General features: G+C 46.6%; 18 protein-coding genes. 13 read left to right on the plus strand and 5 right to left on the minus strand.

Translation table 11 applies throughout. The features are described from left to right. Window positions 1–41 precede the first annotated feature (41 nt). The 4 genes from ACYCS5_RS24295 (at window position 42) to ACYCS5_RS24310 (ending at window position 2,818) form a co-directional block, all read left to right on the plus strand. A complete protein-coding gene (locus ACYCS5_RS24295; RefSeq protein ID WP_029514751.1) occupies window positions 42–464 on the plus strand; it encodes a MarR family winged helix-turn-helix transcriptional regulator in 423 nt (140 codons plus the stop codon). A 72-nt stretch (window positions 465–536) separates the two neighbouring features. Then, on the plus strand, window positions 537–1,118 hold the full coding sequence (locus ACYCS5_RS24300) for an NAD(P)H-dependent oxidoreductase (protein WP_013309835.1): 582 nt from the start codon (window positions 537–539) through the stop codon (window positions 1,116–1,118). A 410-nt stretch (window positions 1,119–1,528) separates the two neighbouring features. After that, complete coding sequence (locus ACYCS5_RS24305; protein ID WP_029514750.1) at window positions 1,529–1,966, plus strand: MarR family winged helix-turn-helix transcriptional regulator; 438 nt, start codon at window positions 1,529–1,531, stop codon at window positions 1,964–1,966. An 81-nt stretch (window positions 1,967–2,047) separates the two neighbouring features. Further along, entirely contained in the window at window positions 2,048–2,818 is a 771-nt protein-coding gene (locus ACYCS5_RS24310) for a DegV family protein (protein ID WP_238437792.1), read from the plus strand. A 74-nt stretch (window positions 2,819–2,892) separates the two neighbouring features. On the opposite strand, the gene ACYCS5_RS24315 is transcribed toward ACYCS5_RS24310, so the two are convergent. From ACYCS5_RS24315 to ACYCS5_RS24325, 3 genes are all read right to left on the minus strand, one after another. Continuing rightward, window positions 2,893–3,528 (minus strand): hypothetical protein, encoded by a 636-nt coding sequence (locus ACYCS5_RS24315; RefSeq protein ID WP_165147640.1) that lies wholly within the window; start codon window positions 3,526–3,528, stop codon window positions 2,893–2,895. A 211-nt stretch (window positions 3,529–3,739) separates the two neighbouring features. Then, window positions 3,740–4,966, minus strand: a complete 1,227-nt coding sequence (locus ACYCS5_RS24320) for an MFS transporter (protein WP_459760241.1) — start codon at window positions 4,964–4,966, stop codon at window positions 3,740–3,742. Between the two features lie 69 nt (window positions 4,967–5,035). Next, on the minus strand, window positions 5,036–7,063 hold the full coding sequence (locus tag ACYCS5_RS24325; RefSeq protein ID WP_459760242.1) for a beta-galactosidase: 2,028 nt from the start codon (window positions 7,061–7,063) through the stop codon (window positions 5,036–5,038). Between the two features lie 138 nt (window positions 7,064–7,201). On the opposite strand from ACYCS5_RS24325, the gene ACYCS5_RS24330 reads away from it, so the two are divergent. The 8 genes from ACYCS5_RS24330 (at window position 7,202) to coaD (ending at window position 14,215) form a co-directional block, all read left to right on the plus strand. Beyond that, complete coding sequence (locus ACYCS5_RS24330; RefSeq protein ID WP_459761339.1) at window positions 7,202–8,038, plus strand: helix-turn-helix domain-containing protein; 837 nt, start codon at window positions 7,202–7,204, stop codon at window positions 8,036–8,038. Between the two features lie 193 nt (window positions 8,039–8,231). After that, window positions 8,232–10,049 (plus strand): APC family permease, encoded by a 1,818-nt coding sequence (locus ACYCS5_RS24335; RefSeq protein WP_029514744.1) that lies wholly within the window; start codon window positions 8,232–8,234, stop codon window positions 10,047–10,049. A gap of 138 nt (window positions 10,050–10,187) precedes the next feature. Continuing rightward, window positions 10,188–11,306: an acyltransferase family protein gene (locus tag ACYCS5_RS24340; RefSeq protein WP_459760243.1), complete on the plus strand. Its 1,119-nt coding sequence runs from the start codon at window positions 10,188–10,190 to the stop codon at window positions 11,304–11,306. Window positions 11,307–11,477: 171 nt separating this feature from the next. Further along, window positions 11,478–12,110 carry a hypothetical protein gene (locus ACYCS5_RS24345; protein ID WP_459760244.1) on the plus strand — a complete coding sequence of 211 codons (633 nt, stop codon included), beginning with the start codon at window positions 11,478–11,480 and terminating at the stop codon, window positions 12,108–12,110. Then, window positions 12,103–12,618: an accessory gene regulator ArgB-like protein gene (locus ACYCS5_RS24350; RefSeq protein WP_318626683.1), complete on the plus strand. Its 516-nt coding sequence runs from the start codon at window positions 12,103–12,105 to the stop codon at window positions 12,616–12,618. Before ACYCS5_RS24345 ends, ACYCS5_RS24350 begins: the two co-directional genes overlap by 8 nt. Window positions 12,619–12,623: 5 nt before the next feature. After that, complete coding sequence (locus ACYCS5_RS24355; protein WP_023988155.1) at window positions 12,624–12,746, plus strand: cyclic lactone autoinducer peptide; 123 nt, start codon at window positions 12,624–12,626, stop codon at window positions 12,744–12,746. 313 nt (window positions 12,747–13,059) lie between these two features. Beyond that, entirely contained in the window at window positions 13,060–13,701 is a 642-nt protein-coding gene (rsmD, locus tag ACYCS5_RS24360) for a 16S rRNA (guanine(966)-N(2))-methyltransferase RsmD (RefSeq protein WP_029514740.1), read from the plus strand. Further along, on the plus strand, window positions 13,694–14,215 hold the full coding sequence (gene coaD / locus ACYCS5_RS24365) for a pantetheine-phosphate adenylyltransferase (RefSeq protein ID WP_013309846.1): 522 nt from the start codon (window positions 13,694–13,696) through the stop codon (window positions 14,213–14,215). Before rsmD ends, coaD begins: the two co-directional genes overlap by 8 nt. Here the strand turns inward: coaD and ACYCS5_RS24370 are convergent. Beyond that, entirely contained in the window at window positions 14,178–15,461 is a 1,284-nt protein-coding gene (locus tag ACYCS5_RS24370; RefSeq protein WP_459760245.1) for a nucleoside recognition domain-containing protein, read from the minus strand. The two genes, coaD and ACYCS5_RS24370, sit on opposite strands and share 38 nt — an antisense overlap. Before the next feature lie 197 nt (window positions 15,462–15,658). On the opposite strand from ACYCS5_RS24370, the gene ACYCS5_RS24375 reads away from it, so the two are divergent. Further along, the gene (locus tag ACYCS5_RS24375) at window positions 15,659–16,690 is read left to right on the plus strand and encodes a YlbL family protein (RefSeq protein WP_459760246.1); all 1,032 of its coding nucleotides are present in this window, start codon (window positions 15,659–15,661) and stop codon (window positions 16,688–16,690) included. On the opposite strand, the gene ACYCS5_RS24380 is transcribed toward ACYCS5_RS24375, so the two are convergent. Beyond that, window positions 16,680–17,915 (minus strand): nucleotidyltransferase, encoded by a 1,236-nt coding sequence (locus ACYCS5_RS24380; protein WP_459760247.1) that lies wholly within the window; start codon window positions 17,913–17,915, stop codon window positions 16,680–16,682. The genes ACYCS5_RS24375 and ACYCS5_RS24380 overlap by 11 nt on opposite strands. Window positions 17,916–18,040: the final 125 nt, after the last annotated feature.

Here is an 18,040-nt window from a genome sequence, read left to right on the forward strand (position 1 = left end):
CAACACTTGATATATATAGATGTCTATGTAATAATGCTTGTATGTTAAAAAATAATGCAGCTGCACTGATAGGAACCATTAGAGACTCGATCAATAAATTGATTGTGTCTGAGCTCGAATCGAATGGAATTGAAGGGATTGTTCCTACTCATGGCGGAATCCTAATGTTCCTTTATCAAAACGACGGGCTTTCTATTAAGGAATTGACGCAAAAAATTTCTCGTCAGCAACCCACGGTCACTGTTTTGATCGACAAGCTAGTGAAGTTGGGATATGTCGAAAGAAAAAAAGAAAGGGAGGATAGCCGAGTTACCCTGATATTTCTGACCGATAAGGGAAGAGAGATAGAGCCTGTATTTGAGGTGATCTCCAATAGATTACAAGAAACCATCTATGGTGGTCTCAAAGATGAAGAAAAAGAACAACTGGAATATTTGCTGGAGCATGTCAAAAACAGATTATAAATTTTTTTAAGTAAATGTATAGATATCTATATTAATATCAAAATAACAATAAAACATCTGGAGGTTATTAAAATGAAACATCTTATTATCTATGCTCACTCAAACGCAGAAAGCTTCAATCACGCGATACTCGAAACGGTTGTAAATACCTTGAAAGAAAAAGGTGATGAAGTCGTTGTACGCGATCTTTATGCCCTTAATTTTCAACCTGTATTAAAACCTGAGGATACTGCCGCTATGAGAGCAGGGCAAACTCCGGCTGATATCAAAGTGGAGCAGGAATACATCTCACAATCGGATACGATTACTTTTATTTCTCCCATTTGGTGGACAGGTCTTCCGGCTATCCTGAAAGGTTACGTTGATCGTGTATTTGCATACGGCTTTGCATATACGGCTGGTGCGGAAGGGATTAATAAGCTGCTTACAGGTAAAAAAGGTTTTATCGTGAATACACATGGTACTCCCAACGCGATCTACGATGAAATCGGTATGACTGCAGGATTGAAGCTCACATCCGATACGGGAATTTTTGATTTCGTTGGAATTGAATCCGTCGGTCACTTGCTGCTTGGAAGTATTGGTTATCTTGATGAAGATGGCTATAAAGGGTTGTTGAAGCAAGTACAAGACACGGTTAAAACGGTGCTGTAAATTCAGTTCATATTCTTTTAGAAACGTAAGACATTCTTTAAATAATGAGGTCAACCCGTATTTAGTGGTTGGCCTTTTCTTGTAAATGTTAATACTTCTCTAATATAGTCCAAACAACAATCTCATTTGGAGCTGCTCAAATCCCCCTTTTCCTTGAAATTCTATGATATAACACGTTTCCAGAACCTCATAAAATAAAACCCTCCTTGTTGTCTCACGTTATGGGGTCAGTCCCTCTCCTCTGGGTGTCTCACAGTCCAAGGTATAAAACCTCCTGTTATTGGACATTCAAGGGGGGGATAAAGTATAAAAATTCACAAATATTTCATTGTTATTATCGTGGGCAATTCATTATAGTACATAGTATTAATAGTTAACTGTATGTATTATGTGTGTTGCGGAGGTTCACTATGAAAGATTATGAACTAAGGGACGAATTGAGAGAATCCGTTAACCGGATTTATGACATGGAATTATTCAGTAGCCTGACGGAGCTTGTTCAGGGGGAAAACCATGTGCTTCAATATTTAGTTCAGCACCGGGATGATGAAATTAATCCTTCCTTGCTCAGCGATGATCTGCATGTATCCAGATCAAGAATTACGGCAGCGCTTACGGGATTAAGGAAAAAAGGCTACGTGACTATGGAAATGTCTGAGCATGACAGACGACGAATGTGTGTAAGGCTCACAGTAAATGGTGAATCCTTGATCAGACAGAAGCAAGAGAGAATTGAAGGTTATTTTGAAGCGCTTGTAGTAGGTTTGGGTGAGAAGAATGTGAAGGAATTTATACGGTTAATTGAGCTTTCTTTGAGTATTATGAATGCGCGTTCTATTGAAAAATAACATAATGTGAGGGTGTACCGGGTGAGATATAAAATAATAGCAGATAGTTGCTGTGATTTAACGAGAGAGCTTAGAGAAGAGATGCAAGTTACTACGATTCCGTTAAATATGACGCTGGGAGATAAATGCTTCGTAGATGATGACACATTGGACTTGCCTCAGTTTATGGAAGAAATGAAAGCCTGTACAACCAAAATTGGATCCGCATCACCGTCACCTATGCTATATAAGGAAGCCTTTCAAGGTGCGCATACTTCTTTTGCCATTACATTATCCAGCAACCTGTCCAGTTCGTATTCCAGTGCATTGGTAGGAAAAGATATGGCGGAAGAAGAGGGGGCGGATGTTCATGTATTTGATTCGAAAAGCGCTTCGGCTGGACAGCTCTTGTTAGCTCTAAAACTGCGCAAGTTGATTGACGAGGGATATCATAAAAGCGAAATTATTTCATCCTTGGAGAGCTTTATCAGCAAGATGAAAACCTACTTTGTTTTAGAAAATCTGGATAATCTGGTTAAGAACGGGCGGATGAATAAAATCACTGGAAAGATACTTTCACTCTTGCATATCAGGCCTATTTTAGGCTCGGATGGTGACGGTAATATCGCATTTTTTACTCAAGCACGCGGTCAGAATCAAATTATCGAAAAGCTCGCAGATACTATTGAAAAAAGTGGCAGGGCTACCGAAGGAGAAAGCATTGTCATTACTCACTGCAATAATCCTGGGCTGGCGGAAAAATTAATGAATGCGCTGAGGAAACGCTATCAATTTAAAGATATTCATATTGTGTCCACCAGAGGGATTAGTTCAATGTATGCCAATGACAAAGGGATCATTATGGCCTTTTAAAAATATTCAGGGTTTATCCTCGCTGTATGGATAAACCCTTTTTTAGTACACTGAGGCTTTGCGGGAGTTCAAGCCTATCCCAATTTTCTAATGAGGACAGAAGCGTTTATGCTGGCTTGAGTTCCTCCGGCTTGTGTTTGCAGGGTAACAGCAGTAGTAGAGCTATGGTTTCGCAGAGTAAGGACGTCACCGCATGCCAGAGCAAGGATGGCTTGCCCTGTGTTCTGTTGTGTCCCGGCTCCTGAGCCGTATACAGTTCCCACAGCCAGTGCGCCATTAATAAAGATGGCGAATTGGTTAGGTTCCACACCGGACACCGAAAAGTGAACTTCATATTTTCCAGCATCGGATACAGCAATCTGTGTAGTTCCTGGAACATGAGCAATTCCAGGTGTAAGTATACCGTTCGTATCCCAAATGACATCCCCTTCAATCGGAACAACTTGGGGCTTTACATTGTAAATATAACCGAACTGCGCTAAATCACCTATGGTTCCAGAATCCCCTTCAGGTCCTAAAGCACCCTGATTAATATTCACACTTACAAGTTGCTTTTTGACGATGATGTCTTTCCCAAACCCTTTCCGTTTCGAGCGGCTTTTTCTCTTTGGGGGTTTCTCCTCAAACTTTTTTTCTAACTTATCAAACCAGGCACGGACAAAAACATTTTTTTTACGGCCTTTTTTTCGTTTTAATTCAGGATGACCCAATACAAACACCTCCATATGGTTTGTTGTATACTACTCCATTCATCTAGAGGAGGCATGGATATCTGTCCTGTGATTCATAGGAAACGATCTATTTTGACTAAAAACAGGCTACTGTACAAGGTACATTCGTCTAGTATGTAAAAAAAGCACCTTTGAATGTGCACTTGGATGACAACCAAGGAACAGACAAAGGCACCAGTAGAGGTGTATATCATGATGAGGCGGTTTGAAGCCGCTTTTTGCGCACATATAGGGCGTACAAGATGCCCCCAAGCAGGCACAGGATACATGTGAAGCCTGCCAGCAACCACGCCGATGAGACTGCTCCACCACGATCCATGCTATTTCCGAGCCATAAAGGCAGCAGAGCTCCCCCAACTCCACCTGCGCCTATAAGCAGGCTGGTGGTAGATTCTTCGGTGCCTGGCATCATTTTGCTGGCAAAAACAAGTGCGATGGAAAAAATGCCCGACATGCCCAGCCCCAGCAGTGTGATAAGGACAAAGGCAACGGTAGTTCCCTTGATCAGCGGGAACACGCATAGCAGCACGGTCGCCGCCAGCGAGCTTAGGGCTACAAAGACACCATAGCCGTACCGATCAGCAATACTTCCTGCGAACAACCGTCCGGTAGCCATTGCTAGCCAGAAGCAGGTAACACTGAGTGCTGCCTCCGCTTGAGTGAGGCCCAGCCGTTCGATGAACATGGAGGGCAGGAAATTAGCTAGGCTCATCTCTGTTCCTACATAGATAAAGAAAAAGATGATAAATAGTGTAAGTAGCTTCCGATTGCCAATAGGGCTACCTTCAGAAGCCTTCTCCGTGGGTGACTTCAGTGAATTAGTCGAACGCTTAAGGCTGTTATCTCGGTGTTCCTGTGGGTCCAATACAGCGTCCAGCGGGCCGAAGGACCCGCGCAACCAAGCTATAATGGTCACGGCTGCAAACATGGAAATGATGGGAAAGGCCAATCGCCACCAACCGAGAGCGATAAGTTGGCTGGCGATAGCGGGCATAGCCAAAGCGCCAATCCCAAAAAAGACTTCCAGACGGCTCATCGCCGCGCCCGTTCCTTGAGTAATACCGCTGATAATAATAGTGCCAATGAGTGTTTCTACCATGCCGAAGCCAAACCCCGCTGCTGCACCGACGACATATAGCCAATCCCAAGGCGGCAGCAATGAGTATAGCACTTCAGCCGCGCACAGCAAGAGCAGGGCGAATACCAGACTTTGGCGTTTACCGAAACTTCGGGCAAGCCACGGTGACAGCAGGACTCCAACCAGAAAACCGGAAAATTGAGCGAAGATTAGACTACCGCCATCCGTATAGTTTCTACCGTAATGCTCTAACAACACAGGCAGTAGGGAGCCTACAACCACGTGTGCCAGGCCGATTAAAAAATAAGACAAGCTGCCGATCCATAGCAGTCGTTTCATGATGAACTCCTTTGATACCTAGATTATACTCATGCAGCAAAGTGAACTGTATGTGTCAAATCTGAGTGATTATGATAGCTCCAGTACTTGAAAGCCGTAGCCTTCAATAGAAATATCTCCTTCCAGGTATTTACCGCTGATTAGCTCATTCCCTTTCTGATCATCCAGATGATATTGCTGCGTCTGGGCGTTATGATTCAGAATGAACAGATATGATTTTCCATCTTTGGTCCGTACAGTGGCTTCTACACCCGCAGGAGCGCGCAGCAGGGATGGAATCCCTTTTTGCTCACAAATGTAGCCCAACAGGCCATCAAGGAAAGTCTCTTCAGGATCTGAAGCAACGTACCATGCCTCGCCTTGACCGAAACGATTGCGTGTCAGCACTGGCATGCCCTGATAGAAATCATCGCCGTATTCCGCCAGCACCTCGGCACCTTCGCTATGCAACAAGTCGCAGAGCAGGCCACATTGATATTCACCTTGTAATACGCCCACCTTTTCTTTTAATACAATGCGATTGTATGATTCCGGCAGAAGCGCGTCAATTTCCTCCACCCAGATCCCGAGCAAGTTACGCAGTTTACCAGGATATCCTCCGGTTGTGACCAAATCGTTTTCATTTACAATGCCACTGAAAAAGGTTGTTACGAAGGTGCCTCCATGCTCTGTGAATTGTTCCAGCTTCTCGGCGGTACCTGCCTTGACCATATAGAGTACAGGCGCGATAATGAGATCATATTTCTGGAAATTTGCATCAACGGAAATCAGGTCTATCTGTACGTTACGCCGGAAGAGGGTCGCATAATACTTATGCACCTGATCCACATATTTCAAGGCGACAGAAGGACCGCTTGATTTTTCCAATGCCCACCAATTATCCCAATCAAACAAAATGGCTACTTTGGCATTGACGGTCGCGTCAAGTAGCGTGTTGCCTAATGCGCCAAGCTCACTGCCAAGCTGTGCCACCTCGCGAAATACACGTGTGTTCTCATGCCCGGCATGCTCAATAACAGCCCCGTGGAATTTCTCACATGCGCCGATTGAGCGGCGAAGCTGGAAGAACATGACCGTGTCCGCGCCATGCGCGACTGCCTGATAACTCCATAACCGCATAACGCCGGGCCGTTTAAGCGAATTATACGCCTGCCAGTTCTGCTGGCTCGGTGTTTGCTCCATCAGCATAAAGGGTTGCCCATCCTTCAAGCCGCGCATCAGATCGTGTGCCATCGCGGTATAGCTTGGCGGGGTATTAGCCGCAGGATAACTATCCCAAGATACAATATCCATGTGCTTAGCCCATTTAAAATAGTCCAGTTGTTTGAAAAATCCCATCAGATTGGTCGTTATCACGGCATGGGGAATATGTTTTTTAATCGCGTTGTATTCCAGCAGATAGCAATCCAGCATACTGTCTGAATTAAAACGTGCATAATCGAGGGATATGCCCTGAAAGGAGGAGTGATTTTCTCCCCAATGCTCGCTCAAATTATTTGGTGGCACGATTTCATCCCAATCATAGAAGGTATGACCCCAGAAGGAAGTATTCCACACCCGGTTTAGCTCTTCCAGTGATCCGTATTTTTGCTTGAGCCACACCCGGAATGCGGCCGCACAGTTCTCACAATAGCAATCCCCGCCGTACTCATTGGACACGTGCCACACGAGGATCGCGGGATGGTTTTTGTATCGTTCCGCAAGTTGGCCAGCCATCTGCTCCGCAAATTTTCGATACGTAGGACTGTTCGGACAAGAATTGTGGCGGCCACCGAACTTCCGCTTCCGTCCGTCAGCGTCCACCCGGAGAACGTCGGGGTAGCGAGTAGCCATCCAAGCAGGATGCGCTGCCGTGCTAGTAGCTAGACAAACGAAGATATCGCTTTCATAAAGACTGTCAATCAATTGATCCAGCCATTCAAAATGATATGTGATTTCGTCGGATTGAATTTTGGCCCATGAGAATACGTTGACCGTGGCGATATCAATCCCTGCCTGCCTGAACATCCGTAAATCTTCCTGATGCGTGGCCTCATCCCATTGTTCAGGATTATAATCTCCACCGTAAAATACTTTAGGTAGTTTACTGCTTATCATGCCAATCACCTCTGTATATAAGAATAATTCTATCTTATAATACAAATAACTGCTTTTAAATATAATAAAATGAACGTGTATATAACAATATGGATCTACATGAGAAATACATACCCGCATACGCCGGAGGTGCTTTTTATGATTTTAACTCCCCATCATTTGCGATTTTTCCTGACTACGCGTGAGCACTCTTTACCCCTTTTTATTGAAAGTATCGGATTTAACAGCAGGCAGGAGGATGTGTCCCGTCCAGAGGGCTATCCGTGCTTTCACTGGATTCAGACGGTGTCTGGTGAAGGGATGTTTACATTTAAGGGGGGGGCCGTCCGTCTGGGGGAGCAGTCTGGAGTTCTGCTGCTACCTGGGGAATCCCATGCATACAGACGGGCAACCAAGGTATGGCGAACGTTATACATTACATTTGACGGCCCCATCGCCGCTGCTGTACTGACTGCACTGGGGTTGAAGCATACGCGTGGGTATCATTGGGACCCGGATAGCGAGTTGCACAGTTTTGGGGAAACGATGCTTCATTCCATGGTTAGTGAACGTGATTTGTCTGGATTAGATGCTTCGGCCAATATGTATCGTTTTCTGACTCTGCTGCGTAAACATGGACAACATAGCTCGATGCCTTCCCTATCTCATAATGTGGAACGATTAACCCCTGTACTGGCCTTTATGGAGCAAAATTATGCCAGTCCAGATGTGGGCCTAGGTGATATGGCAGTTATGATGAATGTCAGCTCCCGTCATTTAAATACATTATTTAAGCAAGCGTTTGGTGTGACTTCGTATGCTTATCTGATTGTGATTCGGCTGCGGAAGGCCAAGGAAATGATGGCGGAATATCCGCAATTAACAGTAAAGGAGATTTCGGAGCGAGTGGGCTTCCGAGATACCAGTCATTTTGTGGCAACTTTTCGCCGAGCTGAAGGAATTACCCCGGAAAGGTTCAAATTACTGTATACATAAAGGTATTTTATCGAAATGCTCTTTCTTACTCGGGAATGCTCTTTTTAGGGAGCATTCCTTATTGTTTTTTTTAGGAAGAGGGAGTATAAAATAATAGTTCATTTGTTTCATCCATCTGATGTGCAGGTGACATAATAAACATAAGATTCATAGTTCTTTTGCAAAACCCTCATCCAAAGAAGGAGTCAACGAAATGCTGAGCAAAGTCAAAAGATTATTAATCGGTCGTCCGCGAAAGTCGACGGCCCTTGAAGATGAGAAGCTGAATAAGCTCAAGGCACTGGCCATTCTGTCCTCAGATGCCTTATCCTCTGTAGCTTATGGAACGGAGCAAATTCTGCTGGTTTTAATTACAGCCGGCTTTGCTGCCCTATGGTATTCCATTCCTATATCCATTGCGGTATTGGGTTTGCTGATCATTCTGATCCTGTCTTATAGACAGACCATTTTTTCCTATCCTGGTGGCGGAGGAGCGTACATTGTTGCACAGGACAATTTGGGAAAGAGTCCGAGTCTGATTGCAGGCGGTTCTTTGCTGGTCGATTATATTCTGACGGTAGCAGTTAGCTCATCAGCAGGTACAGATGCCATTACATCGGCGTTCCCATCGTTACATGATCATCGGATCGCCATTGCTCTAATTATGATTATCTTTTTGACGATTATGAACTTGCGCGGAGTAACAGAATCTGCCTCAGTGCTGGCTGTACCGATTTACTTATTTGTTGTTGCCATATTTGTTTTGATTATTAGTGGTATCATTCATTACGTGGCAGGGGGAGCTCATGCTGCAGCACCGCAATTTGGAGCTACGGTATCCAACGTCAGCCTGTTCCTGTTACTGAAGGCGTTCAGCTCGGGTTGCTCGGCGTTAACTGGGGTAGAAGCTGTCTCGAATGCCATTCCGAACTTCCGCAAGCCAGCTGCCAAAAATGCAGCAACTACACTAATGATGATGGGTTTGATTCTCGGGTGTATGTTTATCGGAATCAGTTTGCTGGCTTATTGGTACGGTGTTCGTCCTAATCCGCATGAAACGGTCATTTCGCAAATTGCGAACGCCACTTTCGGGCGCGGTGTGATGTATTACATCATTCAGGGCGTGACGGCGCTCATCTTGTTTTTGGCGGCGAATACAGCCTATTCGGCCTTTCCATTGCTTGCTTTTATGCTCGCGAAGGACAAATACATGCCGCACATGTTCATGGTTCGTGGAGATCGGCTCGGATACTCTAATGGTATTTTGTTTCTGAGTATCTTCTCGGCATTGCTGGTCATCGTATTTGGCGGCAACACAGAAAATCTGATCCCGCTTTATGCAGTAGGGGTATTTATCCCGTTTACCCTTTCACAGCTGGGTATGATGATTCGCTGGATCAAGCTCAAACCGCCAGGCTGGATTGTCAAACTTGCTATTAATACGGTTGGGATGCTGACCACGCTGTCGATTACGCTCATCTTTATCTTCACCAAGTTTAGCCAGGTGTGGGTAGTCTTTATCTTCCTGCCTTTGGTTCTGTATTTCTTTATGAAGATCAACAGGCATTACAAAAATACGGCTGAACAACTGCGCATTGATATTACCAAGGATAAACCTATGGTGAAAGGCAATACGATTATTATTCCGGTGGCAGGCATTACGCGAGTCGTTATGAATACGATCAGCTATGCCAAAACCTTGTCGGACAATGTGGTTGCCGTATATGTGGGTGTGGATGATGATGCAATTCGCAAAATGGAACAGAAATGGGAAGAGTGGGATGTCGGTATACGTTTGGTCGTACTGAAATCCCGTTATCGCAGCATTATTAATCCGCTTCGCAAGTTCATTGATACAGTAGAGTGGAAAAAAGCAGACGAGGACCATATCACTGTTCTCATTCCACAATTCATCACCAAGCACTGGTGGGAAAATATTCTACACAATCAGACCAGCTTACTGATGAGAGCTTATTTAATTAATTATAAAGACGTGATCGTAACGACCGTACCTTTTCATTTAAACAAATGACAAAATGAACATCTTTTGGCCGTATTTCTTTGCGGCCGGAAGGTGTTTTTTTGCATAACGAGGATATTTACTTTAGTGATACATTTTGTGTATTATAGATACAAAATGTATCATTTGAGGCTGTTATGGAGGGATACGATGCCCGAAGCTAAGGGGAAAATGGAAGATGACAAGCTGCAATTTGTAGATACGCTAAGGGCGCTGGCTATTATTGGAGTTTTACTTGTGCATGTCAGCCAGCATGTGGACGGATTAAACGGATGGTTGCAAAAAGGCTTGAGTATAGGAGCCAAAGGTGTCGCTTTATTTTATATGGCCAGCGCTTTTACGCTATTTTTGTCCTTAAGCAGACGTTCGGGTAACAAGAGTGAAAGAATTTCAGCTTACCTGATGCGTCGTTTTTTTCGGATTGCTCCTTTGTATTACGTGATGTTAGGAATCTATTTAGTTGTGAACGGGACAGGTCCACGATTTTGGCTTGGGGATCAGGCGGGAGTCACTGCCGCCAATATCGCAGCTCATGTCCTGTTTTTGAATGGTCTGAATCCGTACTGGATCAACAGCATTATCGGTGTGGAATGGTCCATTGCGGTGGAATGTATGTTTTATCTGTTTATCCCTCTATTATTTAAGCTGATCCGATCCGTCCGCCATGCGACGTGGTTTGTCGTGATGGCGCTTGTGGTAAGCTTGGGGCTAAATACGGTAAGTGTTCAATATCCATGGATTAGTGATCACTCTTTATGGGGGCACTATCTGTATTTATGGTTTCCGAATCAATTGCCTGTCTTTGGGCTAGGTATATTGTTGTTTTTCATTTGGAAAGACGAGCGGCATTGGAAAAGTATAGACCGAGTCAGTGGAGGTTTGCTGCTTGTTTCTGTGCTATTTTCATTTTTAGAAGGCATGACCGATGTTCTCATAGGTGTCGGGTTGCTGCTGGGAGCGTATGCTTTGTATCACTGGCAGCCGATATGGCTGCTTAATCGGGTATGGTCATGGATCGGCCGCCTTAGCTACAGCATGTATTTGACGCATATGCTGGCTCTGGGACTAATCGTACAGGTTAAAATACCTTTTGCTCCCCTAGTCAGCCTCATACTTATGTTTATCATGACGTTGCTAGTCACCATCGGACTATCTTGGTTTACCTACTCGTGGATTGAACAGCCCGGCATTCGTTGGGGGAAAAAGCTTATATCACGTATGAAGCCTGTGCGCAAGCAGGGAGATTCGGTCAAAGAAAGTGTTGCCTAAGCTACAACTTGAAGCAGCATCCGATAACATTTGGTTGAAGTGCTTGAATAAATCTATGAAATAATTGAAAAGACCTCTTGAAAAGTAGCTCCCAGCCCTTTATATTCGATGTACATCCAAGTTTTTGAATACACCGATGAGGTTTGTTGGAATTGTAAAGGAGATGCACGCATGCTTTTGAAGCCAATCGGCTTTTTGCTTTTCTCCACACTTGAGGGAGTCGCTGTTTTTGCGCTTATTTTGAGTATTTTTAAAGTTAAAATGACCCCTTATCTATGGCAGGCCATTTTTGTTAACCTGATTATGAATATGCAAAGTTATATGCTTCGAGAGGAGTTTTCCCTTTCGTATTTGGTGCCTGTCGTAAATATGCTGCTTTTTATTTTTTTACTCGCTACGGTCGTGAAGATTCCGATTGTGTGGTCCGGTATTATGACGGTTACAGGTTATTTTGCATATGCCGTTGTTCAGTCGGTATTCTTAAAAGTCATGTTCGGCAATCTTCCGGTTTCTGAGCTGCAGGATGGGTCCTTGAAGGGCTATCAGCTACAAGTGGTAAGCGCGGCAGTAGGACTGCTTATTTCATTGATGTTGTCTCGAAAAGGGATCGGCTTTTCCCCTAATTTCAAGAAGCTTAAGTTCAAAGAGGAATATGGCATTGTCATCACGCTGATTATCCTGTCTCTCATTTCAACTTCTATTGTGCTCTACTATAACGAGGTATGGTTAAGTATGATATTTTTTGCACTGGTTTCGGGATTTTTCATCTATTATGCAATCGGAAAGGAATACCGGGATGATTGAAGCGATGGCTTTCAAACTTGCTAACCAGATCAAACGTACTGTGCCTGATCATCCGGCCTCTGTCGCGGTACTTAAATACGCACTTGCTCTCATTCTGAATGCGTCCCTGATCATTGTGTTGACACTATTCGCCTCATTCTTCACGGGGCGTATGGTAGAGGCTGTTACGATTCTCGTCGCTTTCGCCCTACTGCGCCAAATGTCAGGAGGCATTCATTTGAAAACGGGCATGACATGTGTGTTGGTGACCTCAGCAGCTTTTACTTACATATCCTGCATTGCCTTAAATAGTTGGTGGACAAACCTGTTTACCGGAATAGCTCTCATTTTCGTTTTATGTTTTGCCCCGTCCAGAATTGAAAAGCAGTCGCGCATTCCAGTACGGTTTTATCCCCTCTTGCGGCTGTTATCCTCCTTGCTTGTATGTACTAATTTTGTAATCGGTTCCTCTGTAGTGGCTGTTGCTTTTTTGGTCCAAAGCCTAACATTGATCCGGGGAAGGAGGTGAGTGGAATGATGAGAAAAATGGTATATGGGTTAGCCACATCGTTGTCTATGTTTGCTACATTTGCTGTATCAGTGGCGAGTTACGTGTATGTTTATCAAGGGGATACACCCGAGGAACTACTGAAATAAACAAAATGCCGAAATAGAAAAATGATACATAGAGCTGCTCTTAAGCAGCTCCTTTTTATGCAAAAAAAATCAGGCGCTCCATTTAAAGAGCGCCCGAATGGGAGAGGAGAAACCGGACGAAGAGCTTATGGGGAAACGTAAGTCTTCTCCGCGGTTGTCTACGACATTGGTTGAATGCCGATATCCTAAGGATGCCCAGGGAATGGTTTTTTATACCTGCCTCATCCTAAGTTTTTCAAACGGCGGTGCATGTGGTACGATAGCGTCATAATCTATGGTTATGAACACATATAGAAAATAGGTGAGTTTCAGCGTGAGAGTGGTATCGGGTAGTGCCAAAGGAAGGCCGTTAAAGGCAGTTCCCGGCACAGGGACGCGGCCAACCACGGATAAGGTCAAGGAAGCGCTATTTAGCATGATAGGTCCTTATTTTGATGGGGGAGTCGCACTTGATCTGTTTGCTGGCAGTGGTGGCCTGGGTATAGAGGCGCTTAGCAGGGGGATGGACAAGGCTGTTTTTATTGATATGGAATCCAAAAGCATTGATGTCATTAAAGAAAATTTGCGAAAAACTGGATTGGAAGGACAGGCTGAAGTGTTCCGCAATGATGCCGGACGAGCGCTCAAGGCGCTGGCAAAACGTGGAGCTCTTTTTGATGCTGTTTTTCTGGATCCGCCCTATCGTCTCAAACACGGAGATGAATTGATGAGCCGTATGGTTGAATTGAACTTGCTTCGTTCAGATGCAATCATCGTGCTGGAGTATGAATCGGGACATGAATATCCGGAAAGCTTCGGGCCGTTCGAACAGGTTAGAAAAGCAGTCTATGGGGAAACGGCGTTATCCATTTATCATTTTGCAGCCGATGCTTTATCGGATGTCGAAGAACATACAGAAGCCGGAGTGGTCAAGTTCGGCATCATCGAATCAGACGGGGAGGACCATCATGATTGAGCACAAACCACGTATTGCCGTATATCCGGGAACCTTTGATCCTGTGACAATGGGGCACCAGGATATTATTCAAAGAGCAGCCAGACAGTTTGATCTATTGATTGTCGCGGTTCTTAACAATATTAGTAAAAATCCGCTGTTTTCACTTGAGGAACGAATGGAGCTGCTGCGAACGGTAACTCGCGATATACCGAACGTTGAAGTGGACAGCTTCCGTGATTTAACAGCTAATTATGTACGTCAAAAAGGGGCCCAAGTTATTGTCAGAGGAATCCGGTCGGTGACTGATTTCGAATATGAGCTGCAATTAGCCTCTACAAATCATAAGCTGAACCCGGATGCGGAAACGATCTTTATGATGACCAATCCGGCTTATTCCTATCTGAGTTCCAGTATGGTGAAGGAAATTGCGCATTTCGATGGCAAGGTTGTAGATCTGGTGGCACCGGAGGTGGAAGACGCGCTGCGTGCGAAGGTCAACGCAAATCGCGGCGGCTCCACCATGAAGTCATAAAGGAAAAGGCCACTAGGGTAACTATAATTGTACCCAGCAGCGCAATGGATAGTACGGTTAGTTGCCAGGGGTACATAGATGTTCCTTCTATTTGTGTTAGTAAGCTGCTGGCTCCCGCCATAACAGGATGCGTGGCGGATTCATTTACGCTTTCCGCAAAAGAAGACACAGAACTGCGACTGACGTAAGCGGGAGTTGTATTGCTGACGATGCGGTTAAGCGGGACCCATGTCGCCAAGGTAAGTCCAAAAGCAATGATCCCATGGAACACTCGTGACAAGGTGAAGGTGATACCCTTGTCGGAAGGTCTGGTGACGGCGGTAATTTGAAGCCAGCCGCATAGGCCGCCCCAGCCCAACACAGCGCTGATCAGGGCTGCTTGTGTACGGAGATCGTAGGGCAGACGGCTGATTTCATAGGAACCCAGATGGATTTCCATCCAAGCAGGCCATATGAAAGAAAGCGATCCTTGGCCTGTGTATATGGACAGCAGTCGAATCAGTACGGAAAAGAAAATAATAAATCCACCTGTCACCATCAGCGTCTGTACAGCATGGGATACGGTTTCGCCCAACAGTTTTCCGAAGCTGCGGCCGTCCCGTTCTCTGGCAGAACGGGTAGCTTCCCATGCGGATCGGATCAGGGAGGGAGAAGTACGGGAAACTGAGGTGCGCCGAAGGGCAGCTGGCGTTTCCCGTTTTTGCAATTCTTTGGACGATACAGGTAGTCTGGCGGTGATCCAGCCTGCCAGCAGCCCGGAAATCCAGTGAACGGCAAGTAACATCACGCCTACGGCAGCATTGTGCAGTAGCCCTGTCCCGATGACGAGCAGGATGGTAATCGGATTGCAGAAATGAGCGATGGCGGTTAGACGTCGAAGCTGAAGCGCGGTCATATCTTCCTGTTGTGACCATTGGCGTACTGCTTCCGCAGCAGCCGGGAATCCCGCGGTCAGGCCGAGGGCCAACACCCAGCCACTTCGTCCGGGTAGACGGAACCAGAATCGCATAAACGGCTCCAGCAGGACACCTAGTCCATGTACTAGACCAAAGGCGATGAGCATTTCGGACAGCATCAAAAAAGGTAGCATAGCTGGGAAAATAATACTCCACCATAGCTTAAGGCCTTGAGTAGAGGCTTGAAATACTTTTTCTGGTGAGGCGACAACAGCCAGTACAAGCAAAATGGCTCCGAGGCCAAGCAGTACGGTTGTCCAATAAGGAGCGGAATGGGCTTCCTTTTGCATCAAAAAATTCACCTCTCATAAATATGCTAAGGAGAGTCGGATGTTATCTCCAGCGTTTATTCACGTTCGTTGTCTTGGGATAGGTTGTTCGTATACGTTGTCGTAAACAATGTATGCTTTTTTGAAAGGCTTGAGAACAGGTGCACAGAGGCACTTGGATAAGATGGGAGAAGTTAGGCTGGAAGGGGGGAGAAGCAATGAAACGAATAAACCGGAAAAGAGCTTTTTTTACAACCGGTTATGTCTTAATGCTGGCTGCAATGGTCTATGTGCTGGTCTATATGCCAACCCCTTATCTGATCTACGGACCAGGTGGGGCAAATGAGATCAAACCGATGGTTAGAGTCCGGGAGGGTGACAGCATCGAACGGGGGGCCTTTATGATGACGACGGTATCGGCGCGTTATGCCAATGTTATCATGTTGGGTCTGTCCAAGTTGGACCGCAATTCGGAGATTCAGCGCAAAGAGGATCGTCTGCATGGAAGAAGTGAAGACGAATATGCGGCAGAACAGTTATGGTATATGGGGGATTCCCAATCTTCCGCGATGGAGGCTGCCTACACCCGTGCCCATGTCCCCTATCGCATTGTGCCGGATTACGTGTATGTATTTAAGGTCCCGGGATCGAGCAGCGTGTTTGACCCCGGGGATGAAATATTGGAGCTGAACGGCGTGAGGGTGACCGATAATCGTTCCATTCGGAAGGCTTTGGAGGACGAAAAACCGGGAATAATGGCTAAAGTGAAGCTAAAGCGCGATGGAAAGTTGCTGTCCGTGCAAGCTCCTTTAACGACCATTACGGACAGTGAGACGGGCAAGCAACGTTCCGGATTTGGCGTCAGTATTGCCACGGTACAGAAGGTAGAGCCGAAGGATGGACGTAAAACGATTCATTTTACATCTACGGATGTTGGCGGTCCTTCGGCAGGTTTGATGTTTACCATGGAAATCTATAACCAACTGACACCAGGTGATTTGAGTAAGGGATATCGTGTAGCCGGTACGGGTACCATTGATAAGGACGGTCAGGTTGGAGCGATTGGTGGTGCAAAGTATAAAATAGTTGCTGCTGACCGTCAGGGTGCGGATTTGTTTTTCGTCCCTGCGGATAATTATAAAGAGGCCAAGACCAAAGCTGAGCAAATTGGAACCCGGATGAAGCTTGTTCCGGTTCGCAAACTTGGCGATGCGCTGAATTATATGGAAAAGCTGCCCATCAAACCATAATAGGCGGTCGCAAGTAATCAGCATACATGTCGCGGATGGCGGGGCGTGGCATCCCGGCTGCATGTATGGCGGCTGCGGCGGTATCCCAGTCCAGATGAGGATGTGATCCGGCAGACAGCTTGACCCATACCGGAAGGGTGGCTGTCTGCTTCATACGTGCCAGCAGTTCGCGTCCAGCCCTGTTAAAGCCAAGCACGCGGATATAGCCCGGACCTTTCGCCAGCTCAGCCGGAGTCATATCGGATTTGGCATGATTTAGCAAAATATGTGCACACATCCGCTGGAGCTTCGTACGAGTATAGCGCCTTGTCTTGATCGCGGCGAGCAGGGCCTCCACAGAGGGCTGGGGCAGCGTGTAAAGCGATTGTCGCAGACGATGCTCCAGCCCTTCGGTGACCTCGTGCAGCTCCGCCAGCTGCTGCGAGCTACGTGTGATCAGGGCGTTCAGCAGCGGCTGGCTGAACGCTTCCCAATGCAGCGGAGCGCGTTCGGCTTGCCACTCGCGCCGCAAAATCCCCAGTGTCGCCGCAGGTATGTATGGCGACGCGGCCTCCGGCCCGCCGTCCAGCAGCAGACGGCGAATGGCCGTGGCACTGGCGATGACTCCGTCCGCAGGGGCCACGGCTTCATGGTAGCCCGATCCCGTGCGGGCTACCGTGAAGGGCTTGATTGTGCTGCCCAGCCGTTCCAGCGCAATCAAGTAATGCAGCCCCAACGTATTGTTGGGCTGCTGCATGAGGGCGGCGAGCGCAGCGCCGTCCGCTCCTTCGGCCGCGAGCGCGGCTACGGCTCCCGCGTAGGCAGCGGGATAGCTCGCGCCGCTACTCAGGCGCTGCGCGATGCCGGCCTTGAGCTCGGCCGGCTCTGCCGCCAGCACGCGGGCCAGCGCGCGCAGCGGGGCGATGTCTCCGCTCTCGCTGCCGAAGCAGAGCGCGTCTACGATGCCTGTCGCATGGAGCAGGGCGATTGCTCCGCGGGCAAACCATTCTGCAGGCTGGACGGCATAGGCCACAGGCAGCTCCAGAACGAGGTCCACACCCATGGCGAGTGCCATTTCGGTGCGGGACCATTTGTCTGTAATCGCGGGTTCACCTCGCTGAAGGAAAGGACCACTCATCACAGCCACTGTGCGCTGTGCACCAGTGATGCGAAGAGATTCCTCCCAGTGATGGACATGTCCGTTATGCAGGGGATTGTACTCTACAATCATACCGAGTGTTTTCAAGACCGTATGTCGGCTCCTTTCTTATGGTAGCTTATTGGATAACTATTTTGACAATAATGGTTAAGTACCCGTGAATGATTGTTTTCAGGGCAGCTATACTGATTTTTCATCATCGGCATGAACAA

This window comes from Paenibacillus sp. SEL3, from assembly GCF_054602585.1.